General features: G+C 70.6%; 18 protein-coding genes, 4 tRNA genes and 1 pseudogene. 9 read left to right on the top strand and 14 right to left on the bottom strand.

Annotated features, from left to right (window positions below; translation table 11 throughout):
- Positions 1–11: 11 nt before the first annotated feature.
- The 3 genes from OVA21_RS02290 to OVA21_RS02280 all read right to left on the bottom strand — a co-directional run bounded on the left by OVA21_RS02290 (position 12) and on the right by OVA21_RS02280 (position 447).
- A tRNA-Phe gene (locus OVA21_RS02290) sits at positions 12–85 on the bottom strand.
- A 49-nt stretch (positions 86–134) separates the two neighbouring features.
- Positions 135–211 (bottom strand) — tRNA-Asp (locus tag OVA21_RS02285).
- 163 nt (positions 212–374) lie between these two features.
- Positions 375–447 (bottom strand) — tRNA-Glu (locus OVA21_RS02280).
- 103 nt (positions 448–550) lie between these two features.
- On the opposite strand from OVA21_RS02280, the gene OVA21_RS02275 reads away from it, so the two are divergent.
- The 3 genes from OVA21_RS02275 to phoU all read left to right on the top strand — a co-directional run bounded on the left by OVA21_RS02275 (position 551) and on the right by phoU (position 2728).
- A tRNA-Lys gene (locus OVA21_RS02275) sits at positions 551–626 on the top strand.
- A gap of 61 nt (positions 627–687) precedes the next feature.
- Positions 688–1866, top strand: a complete 1179-nt coding sequence (gene dusB / locus OVA21_RS02270; RefSeq protein ID WP_268091695.1) for a tRNA dihydrouridine synthase DusB — start codon at positions 688–690, stop codon at positions 1864–1866.
- Between the two features lie 79 nt (positions 1867–1945).
- Positions 1946–2728, top strand: a complete 783-nt coding sequence (gene phoU / locus OVA21_RS02265) for a phosphate signaling complex protein PhoU (RefSeq protein ID WP_396468121.1) — start codon at positions 1946–1948, stop codon at positions 2726–2728.
- Positions 2729–2823: 95 nt separating this feature from the next.
- Here the strand turns inward: phoU and pstB are convergent, their stop codons facing one another.
- From pstB to OVA21_RS02235, 6 genes are all read right to left on the bottom strand, one after another.
- Positions 2824–3600, bottom strand: coding sequence for a phosphate ABC transporter ATP-binding protein PstB (pstB, locus tag OVA21_RS02260; protein ID WP_268091694.1), 777 nt, complete (start codon positions 3598–3600; stop codon positions 2824–2826).
- A gap of 16 nt (positions 3601–3616) precedes the next feature.
- Positions 3617–4531, bottom strand: a complete 915-nt coding sequence (pstA, locus tag OVA21_RS02255) for a phosphate ABC transporter permease PstA (RefSeq protein WP_067712026.1) — start codon at positions 4529–4531, stop codon at positions 3617–3619.
- The gene (pstC, locus tag OVA21_RS02250) at positions 4531–5583 is read right to left on the bottom strand and encodes a phosphate ABC transporter permease subunit PstC (RefSeq protein WP_268091693.1); all 1053 of its coding nucleotides are present in this window, start codon (positions 5581–5583) and stop codon (positions 4531–4533) included. The genes pstA and pstC overlap by 1 nt, the downstream gene beginning before the upstream one ends.
- Positions 5584–5666: 83 nt before the next feature.
- The gene (pstS, locus tag OVA21_RS02245) at positions 5667–6773 is read right to left on the bottom strand and encodes a phosphate ABC transporter substrate-binding protein PstS (RefSeq protein WP_268091692.1); all 1107 of its coding nucleotides are present in this window, start codon (positions 6771–6773) and stop codon (positions 5667–5669) included.
- A 253-nt stretch (positions 6774–7026) separates the two neighbouring features.
- Positions 7027–7998 carry a mycothiol synthase gene (gene mshD / locus OVA21_RS02240; RefSeq protein WP_268091691.1) on the bottom strand — a complete coding sequence of 324 codons (972 nt, stop codon included), beginning with the start codon at positions 7996–7998 and terminating at the stop codon, positions 7027–7029.
- Positions 7995–8684, bottom strand: a complete 690-nt coding sequence (locus tag OVA21_RS02235; protein ID WP_067712021.1) for a winged helix-turn-helix domain-containing protein — start codon at positions 8682–8684, stop codon at positions 7995–7997. Before OVA21_RS02235 ends, mshD begins: the two co-directional genes overlap by 4 nt.
- Before the next feature lie 82 nt (positions 8685–8766).
- Here OVA21_RS02235 and OVA21_RS02230 point away from each other — a divergent pair, with 82 nt between their 5' ends.
- The 4 genes from OVA21_RS02230 (at position 8767) to OVA21_RS02215 (ending at position 11706) form a co-directional block, all read left to right on the top strand.
- Complete coding sequence (locus tag OVA21_RS02230) at positions 8767–9507, top strand: LmeA family phospholipid-binding protein (protein ID WP_268091690.1); 741 nt, start codon at positions 8767–8769, stop codon at positions 9505–9507.
- Positions 9508–9517: 10 nt separating this feature from the next.
- Complete coding sequence (locus OVA21_RS02225) at positions 9518–10348, top strand: sulfurtransferase (protein ID WP_120284463.1); 831 nt, start codon at positions 9518–9520, stop codon at positions 10346–10348.
- Positions 10349–10396: 48 nt separating this feature from the next.
- Positions 10397–10897, top strand: a complete 501-nt coding sequence (locus OVA21_RS02220) for a hypothetical protein (RefSeq protein ID WP_067712013.1) — start codon at positions 10397–10399, stop codon at positions 10895–10897.
- 119 nt (positions 10898–11016) lie between these two features.
- Positions 11017–11706, top strand: coding sequence for an FABP family protein (locus OVA21_RS02215; RefSeq protein ID WP_083249488.1), 690 nt, complete (start codon positions 11017–11019; stop codon positions 11704–11706).
- Between the two features lie 28 nt (positions 11707–11734).
- Here the strand turns inward: OVA21_RS02215 and OVA21_RS02210 are convergent, their stop codons facing one another.
- Entirely contained in the window at positions 11735–12643 is a 909-nt protein-coding gene (locus tag OVA21_RS02210; RefSeq protein WP_268091688.1) for an aminodeoxychorismate lyase, read from the bottom strand.
- 39 nt (positions 12644–12682) lie between these two features.
- On the opposite strand from OVA21_RS02210, the gene ygfZ reads away from it, so the two are divergent.
- Positions 12683–13846 (top strand): CAF17-like 4Fe-4S cluster assembly/insertion protein YgfZ, encoded by a 1164-nt coding sequence (ygfZ, locus tag OVA21_RS02205; protein ID WP_268091687.1) that lies wholly within the window; start codon positions 12683–12685, stop codon positions 13844–13846.
- A 170-nt stretch (positions 13847–14016) separates the two neighbouring features.
- Positions 14017–14202 carry a DUF3073 domain-containing protein gene (locus OVA21_RS02200; RefSeq protein WP_067712007.1) on the top strand — a complete coding sequence of 62 codons (186 nt, stop codon included), beginning with the start codon at positions 14017–14019 and terminating at the stop codon, positions 14200–14202.
- A gap of 144 nt (positions 14203–14346) precedes the next feature.
- On the opposite strand, the gene purM is transcribed toward OVA21_RS02200, so the two are convergent.
- The 4 genes and pseudogenes from purM to OVA21_RS02180 all read right to left on the bottom strand — a co-directional run bounded on the left by purM (position 14347) and on the right by OVA21_RS02180 (position 19278).
- Positions 14347–15429: a phosphoribosylformylglycinamidine cyclo-ligase gene (purM, locus tag OVA21_RS02195; RefSeq protein WP_067712004.1), complete on the bottom strand. Its 1083-nt coding sequence runs from the start codon at positions 15427–15429 to the stop codon at positions 14347–14349.
- A 39-nt stretch (positions 15430–15468) separates the two neighbouring features.
- Positions 15469–17100: an amidophosphoribosyltransferase gene (gene purF / locus OVA21_RS02190; RefSeq protein WP_069388590.1), complete on the bottom strand. Its 1632-nt coding sequence runs from the start codon at positions 17098–17100 to the stop codon at positions 15469–15471.
- Between the two features lie 200 nt (positions 17101–17300).
- Positions 17301–17560 (bottom strand): annotated as a pseudogene (locus OVA21_RS02185) (sterol carrier family protein).
- Positions 17561–17685: 125 nt separating this feature from the next.
- Positions 17686–19278: an LssY C-terminal domain-containing protein gene (locus tag OVA21_RS02180; RefSeq protein WP_268091685.1), complete on the bottom strand. Its 1593-nt coding sequence runs from the start codon at positions 19276–19278 to the stop codon at positions 17686–17688.
- Between the last annotated feature and the right edge of the window lie 4 nt (positions 19279–19282).

Genomic DNA, 19282 nt, shown 5'->3' with positions numbered 1-19282 from the left:
CGTCGGTGTTGTGGCCAGAGTCGGGATCGAACCGACGACCTTCCGCTTTTCAGGCGGACGCTCGTACCAACTGAGCTACCTGGCCCTAAGACCACCGGCGCACCCGGTGAACACCGAATGCGCCGGTATGTCTCTGGCGACCCTGACGGGACTCGAACCCGCGACCTCCGCCGTGACAGGGCGGCGCGCTAACCAACTGCGCCACAGGGCCGTGCTCTTCGCACGAGAAAGAACATTAGTGGACCGCCGGACCCTTGCGCAAATCGGCCCCCTGCCAGCCGTATCCGAGCACGTCAGGGTCGCGACAGAGGCACGCGGGCCATGAATGCACGAGGTCCCGGCCACCTGACGGTGACCGGGACCTCGACCATGTGTACCCCCTACGGGATTCGAACCCGCGCTGCCGGCGTGAAAGGCCGGTGTCCTAGGCCGCTAAACGAAGGGGGCCTGCGCCACGTCCGGGTGCCCCGGTCCGCAGCGGGGTCCAGTGTAGGGCACCGCCCACCGGGCGGATAAACCAACCGCACACGAGGACGGTATCGTGACCGTCGCCCCTATAGCTCAGTTGGTAGAGCTACGGACTTTTAATCCGCAGGTCGTCGGTTCGAGCCCGACTGGGGGCACCATGTACCGCCCGGCGCGCGGGCCCATTGGACCTGCTCGCCCCCCGCTGGGAGAATCGGGGTCATGTCCGCACCCACCGCCGCCGCGGCCCCCGCACTGCGCATCGGCCCCCTGGAGCTCGCGTCCCCCGTCGTCCTGGCGCCGATGGCCGGGGTCACCAACGTCGCGTTCCGCACGCTCTGCCGCGAGATCGAGCGTGACCAGCAGGGCTCGGTGTCCGGCCTGTACGTCTGCGAGATGGTCACCGCCCGCGCCCTGGTGGAACGCCAGCCCGGGACGCTGCACATGGCCACCTTCGCCCCGGACGAGTCGCCGCGCAGTCTGCAGCTGTACACGGTCGACGCCGAGTACACCTACGCGGCCGCCAAGATGATCGTCGACGAGAACCTGGCCGATCACATCGACATCAACTTCGGGTGCCCCGTGCCCAAGGTCACCAGACGTGGTGGCGGGTCCGCCATCCCCTACAAGCGCCGGTTGTTCCGCTCGATCGTCGCCGCGGCGGTCCGCGCCACCGAGCGCACCGACATCCCGGTGACGGTGAAGATGCGCGTCGGCATCGACGACGCCCACCACACCCATCTCGACGCCGGCCGCATCGCCGTCGAGGAGGGCGCGCAGGCCGTCGCGCTCCATGCACGGACGGCCGCCCAGCGGTACTCCGGGGAGGCGGACTGGTCACAGATCTCCCGGCTCGTCGAGCACGTCGGCGCGGTCTCGGATGTGCCGGTGCTGGGGAACGGCGACATCTTCTCCGCCGAGGACGCCGTGCGGATGCGTGAACAGACCGGCTGCGCGGGCGTGGTGATCGGCCGCGGTTGCCTCGGCCGTCCGTGGCTCTTCTCCGAACTGGCCGCACGGTTGGACGGTCGTGAGGCGCCGACCCCGCCCGCGCTGGGCGAGGTCGCGCGCATCATGTACCGCCACGGCGAACTCCTCGCGCAGCACCACGGCGAGCACAAGGGGATGCGCGACATCCGCAAGCACGTCGCGTGGTACCTCCGGGGCTTCCCGGCCGGATCGCAGAAACGGGTCGGCCTGTCCGCCGTCCGCACCCTGGACGACCTGGCCGAGCTGCTCGCGGACCTTCCCGCCGACGAGCCCTTCCCGGCCGACGGGTACGGACCGCGGGGGCGTCAGGGCTCCCCCTCCAAGGTGCTGCTGCCCGAGGGCTGGCTCGATGACCCGGAAGACGACGCCACCGCGCTCGAGGGCGCGGACGCCGAGAACTCCGGAGGCTGACCCCCGGGGTGGCCACGAGTTCACCGTGCGTTCACCATGAGTGGCGATCACCGAGCTGACATGCGCGTATGGTGGCGCTATGCGTCTTGTCTACTCCGAAGAACTAGCGGACCTGGCCACCTCGATGGCCCGGATGTGCTCCCTCGTGACCGATGACATGGAGCTGGCGACCCACGCCCTGCTCCAGGTCGACCTCGTCGCCGCGGAGAAGGTCCTGGAGTCCGCGACGGAGATGTCCAGGCTGGCGGCCGAGAACGAGGAGCGCGGTTTCGCGTTGCTCGCCCTTCAGGCCCCGGTGGCGCGTGACCTCCGCCAGGTGGTCACGTCGATCCAGCTCGTGCAGGACCTCGTCCGGATGGGCACCCTGGCGGGCCACGTCGCCAAGATCGTCCGCCGGCGCCATCCCGAGCCGGTTCTGCCCGAGCCAGTCAACGGCTACCTCGCCGAGATGGGCCGGGTGGCCGTCTCCCTCGGCCGCTCGGCCACCGAGGTGCTGCTCAGCCGGGACCCCGAGCAGGCCGCGACCCTGGCACAACAGGACGATGCCGTCGACGACCTCCGTCGCCACCTGTTCACCCTGCTTACCGTTCGCGAGTGGAAGTGGGGCGTGGCCTGCGCGGTCGACCTGACCCTGCTGGGCCGATACTACGAGCGGTTCGCCGACCACGCGGTCGAGGTCGCGCAGCGCGTGATCTTCCTGGCGACCGGCGAGTACGCCACCGCCCCCGAGGACGACCCCGAGCGCCCGTCCCCCTCCAGCGAGGAACTGGTGCGCCAGTTCAACGAGACGGACCGGACCTTCAAGGAGCGCATCGCCCGCCACGAGGCCACGGGCCGGGACGGCACCGCCGGGGACTCTTGACACACCGCGACCTGACGTGGGGGAACGTCACTGCCCCGGTGCCGGCCTCGAGGCCTGTACCGGGGCAGTGACGTCCGTGTGAGCGCCGGGACGGGTCAGCCGAAACGGCCGGACACGTAGTCCTCGGTCTGCTTGTTGTCCGGGTTGGAGAAGATCTTCTCCGTGGAGTTGACCTCGACCAGTTGACCCGGCATGCCGGTGGCCTCGAGGGAGAAGAACGCGGTCTGATCGGACACGCGGGCGGCCTGCTGCATGTTGTGGGTGACGATCACGATCGTGAACTCGTTCTTGAGCTCGGCGATGAGGTCCTCCACGGCCAGTGTCGAGATCGGGTCGAGCGCGGAACAGGGTTCATCCATCAGGAGTACCTGCGGCTCGATGGCGATCGCGCGGGCGATGCACAGACGCTGCTGCTGGCCGCCGGAGAGCCCACCACCGGGCTTGTCGAGGCGGTCCTTCACCTCGTTCCAGAGATTCGCACCGCGCAACGACTTCTCGGCGACCTCGTCGAGGGTCTTCTTGTTCTTGACGCCCTGGAGCCTGAGCCCCGCGACCACGTTCTCCTTGATCGACATCGTCGGGAACGGGTTGGGGCGCTGGAAGACCATCCCGATGGTCCGCCGGACGGCGACGGGGTCGATCTTCTTGTCGTAGATGTCCACGTCGTCGAGCTTGATGGAGCCCTTGACGTAAGCCCCGGCGATCTCCTCGTGCATCCGGTTGAGGGAGCGCAGGACGGTGGACTTGCCACATCCGGAAGGGCCGATGAACGCGGTCACGGACCGGGGCGGGACGTGGAGGTCGACGTCCTTCACCGCGTGGAAGTCACCGTAGAAGATATCGACGTTCTCGAGGTCGAGTCGCTTTGCCATCTGAACCGATGTGTCCTTACTTGGTCTTCGGCGCGAGCGCCTTGGAAGCGAACGCCGCGAGAACGTTCGCGAGCGCGATGATGAGGATGAGCGTGAGGGCCGCGCCCCAGATGCGGTACTGACCGGCGTCGTTGGGGTTGGACAGCTGGTTGTAGATCAGCAGTGGCAGCGAGGCCATGTTGCCCTGGAAGAGGTCGTAGTTGTAGCTCGCGGTGTACCCCACCAGGATCAGCACGGGCGCGGTCTCCCCCATCACCCGGGCGAGCGCCAGGAAGATGCCCGAGATCATCCCCGACAGCGCGGTGGGGATGACCACGCTGGTGATGGTCTTCCACTTGGGCACCCCCAACGCGTACGAGGCTTCACGCAACTCATCCGGGACGAGCTTGAGCATCTCCTCGGTGGAGCGGACGATCAGCGGGATCATGAGCAGGACCAACGCGAGTCCCACAGCGAAGGCGCTCAACTCGAACTGCAGCATCGTGATCCAGATGCCGAAGATGAAGATCGCCGCGACCACCGAGGGGACGCCGGCGAGGACGTCCACCATGAGGGTGGTGGGTCGCGCCAGCGTGGAGTCGGGATACTCCACGAGCATGATGCCGGCGGCGATACCCAGAGGGATCGAGATGACGGCCGCGATGAGCGCCTGGACGAGGCTGCCGTAGATGGCGTGACCGACGCCGCCGGCGAGCGACGACGGCGATACCAGGAAGAGCGAGTTCGTCCACCAGTTCGGGTTGATGATCGCCTCGGCCCCCGCGGAGACCACCTTGTAGAGCAGCGCGATCAACGGGATCACCGCGACGATGAACGACAGGGTGAACACGACCGTCGCCACGGAGTTCTTCGCCTTCCGCCCACCGGAGACGGGGAGGAAGGTCTCGGACGGCTTGGCCGGCCGTGCGAGGTCGGGGGTTACCTGGGACATCAGCCGTTGACCTTTCCACCGGACACCGAGCGCGCGATGAGATTGACGATGAACGTGAGGAGGAAGAGCACGAGCCCGGCGGCGATGTAGGCCCCGGTCGACATCGGGTTGTTGAACTCCGCGGACCCGGAAGCGATCTTGGACGCGAACGTGAAGCCCCCGTCGAACAGGGAGAAGCCGCTGGCCGAGCTCGAGGCACGGAGGATGATGAGCACCGCCACCGTCTCACCGAGCGCTCTGCCGAGGGCGAGCATCGACCCGGCGATCATGCCCGATTTGGCGTAGGGGAAGCACGTCATCCGGATCTTCTCCCACTTCGTCGCGCCGAGTGCCAGAGCGGCCTCCTGGTGCAACGACGGGGTCTGACGGATCGTCTCGCGGGACATCGAGGTGATGATCGGGAGGATCATGATCGCGAGCACGATGCCCGCGGTGAAGATGGTCCCGCCTCCGGCGATCGAGACGTTCCCGTCGGCGAAGAGGAAGAACCACCCCAGGTTCTCGTTGAGCCAGGTGGCGAAGGGGGTGATCCAGGGGCCGAGGACGATGAGTCCCCACATCCCGTACACGATCGACGGGACGGCCGCCAGCAGGTCGATCACCGCCGACAGCGCCCGGGAGATCCGGGGTGGCGCGTACTGGACGAGGAACGTCGCGATCCCGATCGCGACGGGCACCGCGAGCAGCAGTGCGAAGACCGAGCTCAGGACCGTGACCTTCAACAGGTCGAGGATGCCGAACCTCAGGTTGTCGGGATCGGTCGTGTTCCACTCGGAACTGGTGAAGAAGTTGACCTGGTCCTCGAGGATGGAGGGCACCGCCTGGAGGACAAGCACGATGCCGATCAGCGCGATGAGCCCGACGATGATCGCGCCCGCCGCGACCGTGACCGACCGGAAGACGGAGTCGATATTCCGGGACGACCCGTTGGTGAGCAGGCCCCGTGGGCCGTCTTGCCGGCCCCCGGCCCCCGGGTGGTCGTCCTCCGACCATTCACCGCGGCGGCCGGCGGTCTTGTCGACGTCTCGTTCGACGGAGTCGTGCACAGTCATGGGACCTTCAGTCTTCCGGGGGTCTGTATGAGGTCGGTCGACGTCCCCGTCCGCGGACGGGGACGGGGACGGCGACCGGGCTATCACTTGATCGCGTCGATCGCGTCAGTCAGCTTGCCACGGAAGGCGTCGGGAACCGGAATGTAACCCTCGCCCTCGAGCTCACCCTGCACGGACTCGGAGACGGCGATGTTCAGGAAGGCCTTGACCGCAGCAGCGGTCTCGGCGTCGGGGTACTCGGAGCAGACGATCTCGTAGGTCGGCATGAGGATCGGGTAGGCCCCCGCGGCCTCCGGGACGTAGAAGGACGAGGTGTCGATCACCAGGTCGTTGGTGCCCTCGTTCTGCAGCTTGGCGGAGTCGATGGTCGTGCCCGCGGTCTCGGCGTTGAGCTCCACGCCCTCAGCGTCCGCCGGCGTGATGACCTTGGCCATCGACAGGCCCTGGTTCTTGGCGTAGGACCACTCGGTGTAGGTGATGGTCCCCGGGGTCTGGCCGATCGCGGCCGAGACGCCCTCGTTGCCCTTGGCACCCTCGCCGACGCCGCCGTTGAACGTCTTGCCGGCCTCCTGGGTCCACGCGCCGTCGGACGCGGCCACGAGGTACTTCTGGAAGTTGTCGGTCGTACCCGACTCGTCGGAGCGGAAGATCACGGTGATGTCCTGATCGGGGAGCTCCACTCCCTCGTTCTCCGCGGCGATGGCCGGGTCGTTCCACTTGGTGATCTCGCCGTTGAAGATCTGGGCGATGGTGGAGCCCGACAGGCTGAGTTCGACCCCGTCGAGGTTGTAGGCCACGGCGATCGGGCCGAAGACTGCCGGAAGGTTCCACGCGGGGCTTTCACAGCGCTGCTCGGCCTGGGGGTACTCATCCTCCTTCAGCGGTGAATCGGAACCGCCAAAATCGGTCTGACCGCCGATAAACTCCTTTACGCCGGCGCCGGAGCCGTTCGAGTTGTAGTCGATGGTCTGGCCCTCACAACTCGTGGCGTAGGAGTTGGCGAAGATCGTCATCGCGTTGTTCTGGGCCGATGAGCCCGACGCCGTGAGGCTGTCCTTGCCACCACATTCGGCGTCGGCGACGTTCTGCGCGGTCTCGTTAGACGCGGCGTTGTCGTCCGAGCAGGCGGCCAGCCCGACAGTCGTCAGGGCGGCCAGCCCGAGCAGGGCACCGGTGCGCTTGAGGTCCACAGAATCTCCTTGGTTCATCCGGTGGAGACCTCCACCGGGTCACGTTGTTGGCGACTGCGTCGCAGGGTCGGACCGGAACGCGCCGATCCGACGTGGAGAGAACCTAGGGCGCGGACGTGAACAACGCCGCGAACGTAGGTGAACCCGAGATGAACTCCCTGGTCATGGGTTGTTCACCCGGACAGACGTTTCTCCCCCCGCGGTCCCCCACCTGGGGTGATCCTGAGATCTCGTCTCCGGACCGCCACGGAATTCAGCGTGAGGCGTACGTCACGTCTCGGTGCTCGACGGCGAAACCGAGCCTCTCGTAGGTGTGGATGGCCGGGAGGTTGTCGCCTTCCACGTAGAGGACGACCGACTCCGCGCCGGCCCGGCCCTCGAGGTGCTCGACCCCGACGGTCGTGAGCAGACCGCCCAGGCCTCTGCCCTGGTCAGCCGGGTCCACGGCGACCACGTAGACCTCGCCCTCGACCGGCTCCCCGGCCTCGGCGACGGTCTTCGTCCAGTGGAATCCGGCCAGCCGCGGCTTCTCGCCCGCGGCGTCCACGGCGAGGAAGACCGCGCCGGGGTCCACCCAGTCGACGCCGAGCCGGTCGTCGAGCTGCTCTCGCGTCCAGCCCCCCTGTTCCGGATGCCACGAGAACGCGGCGTTGTTCACGCGGAGGAACTCCTCCCGGGTGTCCATCCCCGGCCACCGCGACCCGCCCTCCGACGCGGCCTCGGCGAGGGTTCCGGTCTCGATCCCCCCGGGCGGGTGCGGATCCGGAAGTGCGGGCCCGCCGGCGGCGCGCCGGCGCATCTTCAGCAGTTCGCGTGTCCGCGCCAGCCCGAGGCCCTCTGCCACTGCCCGCGCGGACGGCAGGTCACCGTGCGCCCACATCGCGGCGCCGGGCTCGGCATCGAGGACCGCGCGGACGAGGGCGCTCCCGTGCCCCCGGCGCCGGTGCGAGGGGTCCACGACCAGTTCCGCCGAGGCCTCGTCCCCGGCGCCGACGAGCTGGGCGTAGCCGACGATCGCGGGGTCAGCGGAACCCCCGCCCGCGGCGGCAACAGGCTCATCGGGGTCGGTCGCGAGGAAGTGACGCGCCCCGCCGGCCGGCCCGCGGAGGGCCCGGAGGGGTTGCTCACCGAGGGGTGCGACCCCGTCGACCGATCCCGCCTGCCGTGCCATCGCCTCGATGCGGTCGGCGGCACCGGCGTCCGGTGCGCGTTCGGTGACTGTCATGCGTCGCCTCCGTCCTCCCTGCGATCCGACGGCCGGACCGCTTTGTACCCGACGTTACGGACGGTGCCGATGAGCGACTCGTGATCGGGACCGAGCTTGGCGCGCAGGCGCCGGACGTGGACGTCAACGGTCCGGGTTCCACCGAAGAAGTCGTAACCCCACACCTCCTGGAGCAGCTGCGCGCGGGAGAAGACCCGGCCGGGATGCTGGCACAGGTGCTTGAGGAGCTCGAACTCCTTGTAGGTCAGATCCAGGGGGCGCCCCTTGACGCGGGCGACGTAGGTCTCCTCGTCGATGACCAGCTCGCCGACCGTGAGGAGGCCACCGTCCGCCTCGCCCTGGGACGAGTGCCGCGCGGCGGCGAGGCGGAACCGGGCGTCCACCTCCGCCGGCCCGGTGGTCGGCAGGAGGATGTCGTCGAGGCCCCAGTCCCCGCTGACGGCGATCAGTCCCCCCTCGGAGACGACGGCGATGACGGCGAGGTCCCCGCCACCGGACAGCAGCCTGCACAGTGCCCGCGACGCCGCGAGATCACTCCGCGCGTCGACCAGGGCGAGTGCCGCACCGGAGAGATCCCCCAGCGAGGACGCCAGCGGCGGGAGTACACGCACCGAGTGCGGGAGGAGAGGCAGCGCGGGGATGACCGCCTCCGGGTCTGCTTCAGCGGCGAGGAGCACTACGTCCATGTCGCTTCCTCTCCGTCCGGGGGCCGAGACGATACTAGCGACCCGCACCCCCGATACGGGGATTGGAGTACACCTGAATGCCATGAGACTCCCCCGCCCCGTCGTCGTCGCGGCTGTCGCCGTGGCCGTCGGGGCCGGCAGCGCCTTCACCGTGGAGACGGTGTCCGCCTCACGGATCGAGGCCGACCTGTCCGGTCGGATCGACCCGGGGAACACTGGTGCCGGGCCCCCCTCGGTGACGATCGGCGGCGCGCCGGGGTCGCGGTGGTCCGGCCCGGACACCCTCGTCTCGGCGACGATCCGGGTCGAAGGGGTCGACCGGCCCGGGCTCGGGCCGGTCGCGGTGGAGGCCGTGGCCACCGACGTCTCCGTGCCGGAGGACCCGACCGGTCCGCTGACCGCCGGGGAGGTGACGGTCTCGGTACAGATCACCGGGGCCTCGCTCGGCCCGGCCCTGGGGATGCGGGACGTGCTGGTCGGCGCGGCCGACGACCCGAGCCTCGCCGGGGGTACCGAGACCCGGGCCCGGGTCACCGGGACACTCGAGGGATCCGACGTCCGCGTCTCGGCGTTCGTCGACCTCGTCGTCGACGACCTCGGCGCACGGCTCGTCCCCGTGGCACCCGCGACCGGGCCGGCGGGGTTCCCCGACGGCGACGGCGAGCTGGCCCTGCGCCGCACGGCACTGACGTTGGAACCGGACGTCCTCCCGCTGGGCGTGGCGGTCGAGACCCTCAGCATCACGGGCGGCACCATCACCGCCGCCGGTGAGGGCGGGCCCGGCACCGCGCCGCTCGACGGCCTCGCACGGACGGACCTCTAGACTCGGGCCCATGAGTCGCGACGACGTACTGGTCAGCACCCGCTGGGCCTCCTCGCGCCTGGCCGACGACTCGGTGGTCTTCCTCGAGGTCGACGAGGACGTGACGGCCTACCACTCCGACGGACACATCCCCGGTGCTGTCGCGCTGAACTGGCGAACCGAACTCCAGCAGGAGTACACGCGCGATCTCGTCGACCGTGAGCGGTTCGGCGAACTCCTGTCCGGTCGGGGCATCACCCGCGAGCACACCGTGGTGGTCTACGGCGGTAACCACAACTGGTTCGCCGCCTATGCCTATTGGTACCTCCGGCTGTACGGGCACCCCGACGTCCGTCTCCTCGACGGGGGCCGTATGCGCTGGGAGCGGGACGGCCTGCCACTGGAGACCGAGCTGCCGCAGCGGCCGGCGACCGAGTACGTCGCCGAGCCCCAGGACCTGTCGATCCGGGCGTTCCGCGAGGACGTGCTCTCGGGCCTCGGCAGTGACGCGCTCGTCGACGTGCGATCGGTCGACGAGTTCACCGGCCGACTCGCCGCCCCGGCCGGCCTGCCCCAGGAGGGCGGCCGACAGCGCGGGCACATCCCCGGCGCGGTGAGCATTCCGTGGAACCGAGCCGTCACCCGCGACGGTACGTTCCGGCCCGACGCCGAGCTCCGTGAGATCTACGCCGATCTTCTCGGCACCCCCGGGCAGCGCGTCGTCACGTACTGCCGGATCGGCGAGCGGTCCAGCCACACCTGGTTCGTCCTCCACGAGCTCCTCGATCAACCGAACGTCGTCAACTACGACGGCAGCTGGGTGGAGTACGGCTCCCTGATCGGGGTCCCCGTCGAGCGGTGAGCCGTGTGTTCACCCCGGCGGCCGGCGGGACTGGCTAATCTCGATCCCATGTCTCTCCTGTCGCGTGCGCTCGGTATGGCCGGGCGAGCCTCCGTCGTCGCCGTCGGCGCCGCGGTCGCCTCCACCGTCCTCGTGGGAATCGATCAACGCCGTGGGGCGACCCCGGCCGTGCCCGATCACCCCGGCCCCTACTCCCCCGAGGAGCGGGAGGCAGCCGTTCGGATGTACCTCACCGCGCTCACGGTCCCGGCCGCGGCGTTCCGTGTGCCGTTCGCGAAGGACTGTGTCCGTCGCGAGAACGGCCTGAAGACCGGGTTCGGGGCGGACCAGCTCCGGTGGGACCTCCACCTGCACCTGCAGTACTCGGTGATCCGCGAGGTCCGCGACATCGTCATCACCGTCGACCCCCCGGGGCGCGAGGGCGTCGTGCACGCGGACTTCACCCTGGCGACCGTCGTGGGCGCCACCGCGCGGGTCAGCGAGGACTTCGTCGTGCCCCCCGAGGACTGCCTCATCCACTCGATCGAGGCCCGCGTCTCACTCGGCTGAGAGGCTCGGGGTTAGGATTGGGCCATGGTGCTCTTCTTCGAGATCCTCCTGGTCCTCTGCACGCTGGCCATCCTGTGGGCCACCTGCTACATCGTGTACCGCACGGTCACCGACGAGTCGTGACGGAACGCGACCAGCCGAACACCGGTGACCCCACGCCGCCCGTCCCCGTAGGGGGAGGCGGCGGGTCGGTCGTGCCCGGATCCGGAAACGCGGCCGTCGACGCGGCGGCGGAGCGGTCGGAGGCGACCGCCCGCCGCAACATCGCCCCGTTCTCCGAGCTCCCGGTCCCGGAGGACACCGCCAACCTGCGCTTCGGCCCCGATCTGCACCCGGGTCTGCTGGCTCTGCTGCCGCTCGTGGGCGTCTGGGAGGGTGAGGGCGAGGCCGACACCGAGGACCGCGGCCAGCACCGGTTCGGCCAACAACTCATCGTCGCCCACGACGGCGAGAACTACCTGACCTGGACCTCCCGCGCCTGGACCTTCGACGCCGGCGGCGCCGTGGACGATGCGGCCTACCGGGAGACGGGATTCTGGCGGATCTCCGCGGATGACCAGCTCGAGTTCCTCGTGGCCCACGCGTCCGGCGTGATCGAGATGTACTACGGCGCACCGATCAGCCAGTCTGCCTGGGAGATGACCACCGACGTGGTCCTCGCGTCCCCCACCGGACCCAAGCGTGGCGGCGCCAAGCGCATCTACGGGATCGTCGAGGGTGGCGACCTGGGCTGGGTCGAGGAGCGCGTCCACCCGGAGCGGGGCCTGGTGCCCCACATGTCCGCGCGACTGCGTCGGATCGCCGGCTAGCGGTTCCCCGCCCGGGTGGCGGGGCCCGTCACCCGCGGCCGACCGCGCGGTCGACCAGGCCGACGACATCGATCCCGGGGTCCCCGGTCGACAGCGTCACATCGTCGACCCTGCGGACCCGCGCACACAGGGTCACCGAGGACAACAGCCACACCGCGTCCGCGGCCAACAGGTCGGTCAGCAGCAGCCGCTCCCGCCGCACGCTCACCCCCTCGTTCCCGGCGATCTCCGCCATGGCCGCCAGGGTGGTGCCCTCGAGGATCCCCACCTCCGCCGGAGGGCTCACCAGCTCACCGCCGCGGGCGATCACCACGGTGGAACGGGGGCCCTCCAGCACCTCGCCGTCGGAGGACAGGTAGATCACGTCGTCGAACCCGGCCGCGGCGGCGTGCCGCAGCGCCGCCATGTTGGCCGCATACGACAGCGTCTTGGATCCGAGCAGCAGCCACGGGGCGGACGCGGCGACGTCCGACGCATACCCCCGACCGAGGGCCGTCACCGCGATTCCGTCGGCCCGTGCCCGCAGGGCCACCCCGCTCACGGGCGCGACGGTGATGTAGGCCGTCTCCCGCCCGCCGCGCTCGGGCCCGCGGGACAGCACCAACCGCAGCATCGCCTCCGAGTCCGGCCCCCACCGGCGCGCGGCCAGGTCGATGCCCGCCAGCCACTGCTCCGGGGACGGCCCGGTCAGCCCCAGCGAGGCCGCTGATCTGGCGAGTCGCCCCAGGTGACGTTCCGGCTTGGCGGGGCGGCCACCGACGACGAGGAGTGTCTCGAAGCAACCGTCGCCACGGACGGCGGCCAGGTCGTCGGCCAACAACAGTGGCTGATCGGACGGGTGGACCCGGGGACGCGGCCCCTCCGGACCGCCCGCGACGAGGACGACCACCCGTGCGTCGTCAGTCCGGTCGGTACCCGTTTCCGCTGCTGTGCCCATGCCGCCCAACACTACGGCGGGGTACGTAGACTCGCGATCGTGACCGACCCAGTTGTGCCCGAGCGGACCGACAGCGGCTACCGCAGCCCGATCCTGACCCGCCCCGGAGCAGTGAACCAGGCCGACACCTCCCCCGACGTCGGGGTGCCGTACCACTATGGCGACCCGTTCGGGGAGCAGCGCGCGGCCGACTCCGCGCCGGTGGTCGTCGACCGCTCCCACCGGGACGTCCTGACCATCGGTGGCAGCGAGCGGCTGACCTGGCTGGAGGGCTTCGTCTCCCAGCACGTGTCCGAGATCCCGGACGGTGGCGGCGCCGAGACGCTGGTGCTGGACGCGAACGGGCGGGTGGAACACCACGCGGTCCTCGCCGACGTCGCCGGCACGCTCGTCGTGGACACCGAACCCGGCCGGGGAGCGGACCTGCTGCAGTTCCTCACCAAGATGGTGTTCTGGGCCGACGCGACACCGGAGACCGCGGACCTCGCCGTCCTCACCCTCACCGGCGCCGCCCTCCCCGCCACCCTCGAGGCCCCGGACGGCACCGAGGTGACCCTGCCGGTCGGGGACTACGCCGGCATCCCGCTGCCGGGCGGCGGTGTGGCCCGGCGGATGCCCTGGCCCCTGACCGGATCGATCGACCTGCTGGTCCCGCGCTCCGAACTGAGCGCGTGGTTCGACGCGGCGGTCGCCGCGGGAGCGCGTCCGGCGGGTTCGTGGGCGTTCGAGGCCCTACGGGCGGCGGGGACGACCCCGCCACGCGGCCGCCTCGGGGTGGACACCGACGAGAAGACCATCCCCCACGAGCTCCCCACCTGGATCGGCGATGTGGCGCAGCGCGGCGCCGTGCACCTGGACAAGGGGTGCTACCGCGGCCAGGAGACCGTCTCCAGGGTCCACAACCTCGGACGGTCGCCCCGGGTCCTGGTCCGACTCCAGCTGGATGGATCCGCCAGCGACGAACTGCCCGTGCCGGGCGCCGAGGTCCGCGCCGCCGGCCGCCCCGTCGGACGCGTCGGGACCGTGGTCCAGCACCACGAGGACGGACCGGTGGCCCTCGCCCTGCTCAAGCGGTCCGTGGCCGTCGACGCAGCCCTCGAGATCGACGGGGTCGTCGCCGCCGTCGACCCGGACAGCGCCCCGGAGGACACCGGGACCCAGGCCGGACGAGAGGCCATCCGCCGACTCCGCGGCCAGGCCTGACACCCCCGCGGGGGTCGGATCACCCCCGCGGGACACTGCTGGAGGCGACTCCCTCGACACCCGGGCGGACATTCCGCGCCGGGCACGCTATCCTGTGGACAGGCAGATACTCACACTTGCAATGGGCACCCCCGAGGTGGCCCAGCACCGTTTCCGAGGGGGTCAGGTCAATGGGCCGAGGCCGCGCGAAGGCGAAGCAGACCAAGGTCGCTCGCGAACTCAAGTACAACACTCCGCAGACGGACCTAGAACGTCTCCAGCAGGAGTTGTCGGGTGGAGGGTCGCCGACGCGGCTCAGCACCGATGAGGACGATGACCCCTACGGGTCATGGTCCGACGGCGACACCAGGTACTGATCATCCCCCGTTCCCGGTAGACCCACGTGGGCCGGGCATCCCCGAGGATGCCCGGCTCACGCGTGTCGTACGGGCCGGGACACCGCACGACGACAGCGATCCGGCCGGAACTGCCCCGGCAGGGTCGCTGTCGTCTGCGAGCGGTCAGAACCGGGCGTGTGAACCCTCGAGTGTCACGCGGGGGGCGTCGGCGTCCTCGCCAGCCTTCTCCACGCGCCCGATCACCCAGTTCTCGACGTGGCGTGCGGTGAGGACGGCCTGGGCCCGGTCCACGTCCTCCTCGGGCAGGACGGCGACCATCCCGACCCCCATGTTGAACGTGCGCTCCATCTCGGCCTGTTCGACGCGGCCGTGGTGGGCGATGGTGCCGAAGACGGCGGGAACGGGCCAGCGCCCCCGGTCGAGGCGCGCGACCAGGCCGCGGGGCATCACCCGGGCGAGGTTCTCGGCGAGCCCGCCGCCGGTGACGTGGCTGAAGACCCGGACGTCGGTCTCCGCGATGAGGCTCAGGCAGTCGAGCGCATAGATACGCGTCGGCTCGAGCAGCTCCTCACCCAGGGTCCGTCCGAACTCCTCGACGTGCCCCTCGAGCGGAAGTCGGGCGAGCTCGAGGAGGACGTGCCGGGCCAACGAGTACCCGTTGGAGTGCAGCCCCGAGGAGGCCATGCCGATGATCACGTCGCCGGGGCGGACCTTCTCGGCCTGGAGGATCTCGTCGGCCTCGACGATCCCCACACCGGTGGCGGAGATGTCGTACTCCCCCGGGGCCATGAGACCGGGGTGCTCGGCCGTCTCCCCGCCCAGCAGCGCGCACCCGGCCCGGACGCAGCCCTCCGCGATCCCCTCGACGATGTCCGCGACGTGCTCGGGGACGACCTTGCCGATGGCGATGTAGTCCTGCAGGAACAGCGGCTCGGCACCGCACACCACGAGGTCGTCGACGACCATGGCGACGAGATCGATACCGACCGTGTTGTGGACGTCCATCGCCTGCGCGACGGCGATCTTGGTCCCGACGCCGTCCGTGGACGACGCGAGGAGCGGTTGCCGGTAGGTGTTCTTCAGCGAGAACAGGCCGGCGAATCCACCGAGGCCTCCCATCACCTCCGGCCGGGTCGCCCGCTTGGCGTGGGGGGCGAACAGCTCCACCGCGCGCTCGCCGGCGTCGATGTCGACGCCCGCGGCGGCATACGAGGCGCCGGTCGGGGGGTGTGAGTTGTCGGTCATGTGGTCTCTCCTCGTCGGCGCCCCTGGTCGGGCGCCCGTTCAGGGTCGGCGGACGGGGTCCGCGATGTCACTGCGGACCGGGAAGCGATCGGCCTCGAGGCCGTCGACCTCGGCTGCCAGCGCGCGCACGGCCGCGCTCATGGGCGAGTCGTCGGGAAGCTCGATGGGATAGTGCCCGTCGAAGCACGCTGCGCACAGTTCGTCGCCGCGTTGGCCGCTGGCCTCGATCATCCCCTCGACGGAGACGTAACCGAGGCTGTCCGCACCGATGGCGCGGCGCACCCCCTCGAGCATCCCGTCCGAGGCATCGACGCCGTTGGCGATGAGCTCGGCGGGACTGGCGAAGTCGATCCCGTAGAAGCACGGCCAGCGCACCGGCGGCGAGGCGATCCGGACGTGCACCTCACGGGCTCCGGCCTCGTACAACATGCGGACCAGGGCGCGCTGGGTGTTGCCCCGAACGATCGAGTCGTCCACCACCACGAGCCGCTGCCCGCGGATCACCTCACGCAGCGGGTTGAGCTTGAGCCGGATCCCCAGTTGCCTGATGGTCTGGCTGGGTTGGATGAACGTACGGCCCACGTAGGCGTTCTTCGTCAGCCCCTGCGCGAACGGGATTCCGGACTCCTGCGCGTAACCGACGGCGGCCGGGGTGCCGGACTCGGGTACCGGGATCACCAGATCGCCCTCGGCGGGATGCTCGCGGGCCAGGCGGCGCCCGATCTCCACCCTCGCGGAGTTGACCAGGCGCTGGTTGATCACCGAGTCGGGACGGGCGAGGTAGACGTACTCAAACACGCACGTCTTGGGGGTCGGGGGCGAGAGCTTGCGGGACCGTACGCCGTCGGCGTCGATCGCGATGAGTTCGCCGGGCTCGATGTCGCGGACGAACGAGGCGCCGACGATGTCCAGGGCCGACGTCTCCGACGAGACGACCCAGCCGCGCTCGAGGCGGCCGAGCGCCAGCGGGCGGACACCGTGCGGGTCTCGGGCCGCGTAGAGCGTGTTCTCGTCGGAGAAGGTGAGACAGTAGGCACCGCGCAGCCGGGGCAGCAGACGGGCCGCGGCCTCCTCGAGTCCCCCGTCGCGCGCCTCGTGGGCCAGCAGGGTCGAGACGATGTCGGAGTCCGAGTGGGTGCTCTCCTCCGAGTACCCGCCGATCCCCAGGTCCGTCGCGTGCCGTTTGAGTTCCTGCGTGTTGACGAGGTTGCCGTTGTGGCCGAGGACGACGGAACCGCCGTCGATGATCGGCCTGAACATCGGCTGGGCGTTGTCCCAGCTCGCCGCGCCGGTGGTGGAGTAGCGGCAGTGGCCGATCGCCACGTGACCGTGCATCGACTCGAGGGTCTGCTCGTCGAAGACCTGACTGACCAGGCCGAGATCCTTGTAGACCAGGACCTGCTCACCGTCCGCCACGGCGATCCCGGCGGCCTCCTGGCCACGGTGCTGGAGTGCGTACAGGCCGTAGTAGGTGAGCTTGGCGACGTCCTCGCCGGGGGCCCACACGCCGAAGACGCCGCATTCCTCGACCGGGCCGATGCGCTCGGCGTCGACGGGCAGGCCTGCGGGGCCGGGGGCTGACGGATCGGGCAGCCCGAGCCCGACGGCGGAGCTGCCACCGGGACGGCGGAGTGACCCGGACGGTGCCGGTCGTGACGACGTACTCTCCACCTGCTGGTGCTCCCTCGCGACTTTCGGGGCGGTCCGCCCGGACGGACCCCGGCGGTGCGCCTGCAAGTCTACGGTCACCGACCCCCGCGGCCCCAAAGTCCGGCGCGCAGCCCCCCTCCGCCGGGCGTCCGCGCCCGCCCCGTCACGAGGCACCCGGCCGGGCCCCACCCCCGGCTGAGCCCCGCACCCGGTCGGGCCCCTCACCCCGGCCGGACGACCGGCAGCCCCGCGGCGACCGCCGCCGCCCGGGTCCCCGAGGCGCGCACCCGGCCCTCGGAGATCGCCGAGTCCCAGTCGAGCCGGCCCGTCGCCAACTCCAGCCAGGTGCGGGGGTCCGTCTCGACGACGTTCGGGGGCTGCCGCGGGTGTGCCGGGGCCCCTCCACGCACTGCGCCGCGGCGAACGGCGGCACCCGGACCTCGACCGACCGTCCCGGCAGCTCCGCCGCGAGGATCTCCACGGTGCCGCGGACCGCCGCCGCCAACGCGGACCGACCAGGTCTGGCGGTCGCCTCGTCGTCGTCGTCGAGCCACGGTGTCACCGCCTCGACGGCCGCGCGCACCGCCGCGGCGTCGGGGACGCGGCTCACGTCGGATCCCCCGCCGCCACGGTGACCGGGCCCTCGGCAGCCGGCAGTCCCCGCGCGCCCGTGCGCACGCCCCGACGGCGGTCGCGACGGTCCTGGGCGGTGCGCCGACTCCACGTCCGCGCGGCCAGGCTCGTGAGCAACAGCATGATGAGGACGTTGACCGCCAGGACGGGGTACCCGCCGAGGAACGTGTCCTGCTCGGCATCTGTGGACACGCGCCCGTACTCGGTGGAGACGGTGCTCACCACGGTCAGTGTCAGCAACCACACGCGCGGCCTGGCATACCCCAGGTAGGTGAGCAGTGCCAGAACCCCCATCGCGCCGTAGGTCGCGCCGATGAACAACGCGAGCACCACGACCGCGGGCACCACCTCGGACTGCTCGAGCCCCGCGAACTCCTCCAGGTCCGTCCCGCCCAGCAGGTCGCGCAACGCCAGCACGGTCAACACGAGGACGCTGACGGCGACGAGGGCGCACCCCGCGGTGAGCGCCGCCGGCCGCGGCAGGTGGCCGGGGTCGGGCGCGACGTCGTCGGCCGGACGGTCCGGATCCCCCGAGGCGACGCCGCCCTCGGCGACCGGGTCGTCGAACCCGCGGGCCGCGCGCACCACGCCCGGCGGCAGGTCGGCCGCCGACGCCTCGGGCACCGGCACGGTGCGCAGGTCCAGCACGGGCAGGTCCCCGTCGGTGCGGATCGCGTCACCGCCGCCGTTGCGGGAGTGGTAGCCGGTCGAGAAGTTCTCCAGCACCCGGACCCCCACACCGGGGACGTGGTACCGGATCGAGTCGACGATGTAGTCGCGCTCGACGTCGATGTCCGCGTCGATCTTGTGGGTCACCTGGAGGGTGAACAGCGACAGGCCCACCGCACGGTCGTAGGTGCCGGCGCCGAGCCACTGCACGCGGTGCCCGCCGGGCAGCAGCCACCCGTCCGGGCACCGCCAGAAGCGCACGTGGTGGCGCTGCGCGGCGTTGCCCTCGACCTCCTGCTGATACGCCAGGCACTGCCGGCGACCGAAGAGCCGCAACGGACTGACCGGCGCCGACGGGTAGGACCGACGCAGGACCGAGGACATGACGATCCCCCACGAGGAGCGGACCGTGATGTCGTCGGCCAGCACCCAGCCGCAGGCGGTCATCGCCTCGTGGATCTGGCGGGCCGTGCCGTCGACGGCGAGGTTGACCGGATCCCCCAGCAGACCGTCGGAGGTGCGGGTGCGGGCGATGAAGTACCCGGGCACGTACACCGACGTGACGAGTGTCTGCAGGCGGGGCAGCACCAGGTAGGCGACCAGCGCCCAGAACGGGATCAGCAGGAACAGATGCCACCAGGTGTGGTGCCAGACGTCGCCCAGCAACCGCCAGCCCAGCCAGCCCGCCGACAGGGTGGCGACAGCGAAGAACACGGTGTCCACCGCGAGTCCCGGCAGGGTTGGCCGCACCGTGTCGTCGCGGACCTTGGTCGGCGGGCTGACGTAGACGGGCGGTTCGGTCGGGCGGCCGGGCTCGACGGGGACTCCCGTCACGGCCGGAGCCGCCGGGTCGGCGCCGCCGCCCGCGACGGGCGTCGTGCGCTCGCTGGTGGACATGGAT

This window comes from Dietzia sp. SL131, from assembly GCF_026672565.1.
Lineage (GTDB): Bacteria > Actinomycetota > Actinomycetes > Mycobacteriales > Mycobacteriaceae > Dietzia > Dietzia kunjamensis.
Note: the sequence above shows the minus strand (reverse complement) of the source record. Positions and strands in the feature narration are given on the sequence as shown.

Coding starts and splice junctions, on each gene's coding strand:
- dusB (WP_268091695.1), top strand. CDS start 688: ATGTCCGCACCCACCGCCGCCGCGGCCCCCGCACTGCGCATCGGCCCC.
- phoU (WP_396468121.1), top strand. CDS start 1,946: ATGCGTCTTGTCTACTCCGAAGAACTAGCGGACCTGGCCACCTCGATG.
- pstB (WP_268091694.1), bottom strand. CDS start 3,600: ATGGCAAAGCGACTCGACCTCGAGAACGTCGATATCTTCTACGGTGAC.
- pstA (WP_067712026.1), bottom strand. CDS start 4,531: ATGTCCCAGGTAACCCCCGACCTCGCACGGCCGGCCAAGCCGTCCGAG.
- pstC (WP_268091693.1), bottom strand. CDS start 5,583: ATGACTGTGCACGACTCCGTCGAACGAGACGTCGACAAGACCGCCGGC.
- mshD (WP_268091691.1), bottom strand. CDS start 7,998: ATGACAGTCACCGAACGCGCACCGGACGCCGGTGCCGCCGACCGCATC.
- OVA21_RS02235 (WP_067712021.1), bottom strand. CDS start 8,684: ATGGACGTAGTGCTCCTCGCCGCTGAAGCAGACCCGGAGGCGGTCATC.
- OVA21_RS02230 (WP_268091690.1), top strand. CDS start 8,767: ATGAGACTCCCCCGCCCCGTCGTCGTCGCGGCTGTCGCCGTGGCCGTC.
- OVA21_RS02225 (WP_120284463.1), top strand. CDS start 9,518: ATGAGTCGCGACGACGTACTGGTCAGCACCCGCTGGGCCTCCTCGCGC.
- OVA21_RS02220 (WP_067712013.1), top strand. CDS start 10,397: ATGTCTCTCCTGTCGCGTGCGCTCGGTATGGCCGGGCGAGCCTCCGTC.
- OVA21_RS02210 (WP_268091688.1), bottom strand. CDS start 12,643: ATGGGCACAGCAGCGGAAACGGGTACCGACCGGACTGACGACGCACGG.
- OVA21_RS02200 (WP_067712007.1), top strand. CDS start 14,017: ATGGGCCGAGGCCGCGCGAAGGCGAAGCAGACCAAGGTCGCTCGCGAA.
- purM (WP_067712004.1), bottom strand. CDS start 15,429: ATGACCGACAACTCACACCCCCCGACCGGCGCCTCGTATGCCGCCGCG.
- OVA21_RS02180 (WP_268091685.1), bottom strand. CDS start 19,278: ATGTCCACCAGCGAGCGCACGACGCCCGTCGCGGGCGGCGGCGCCGAC.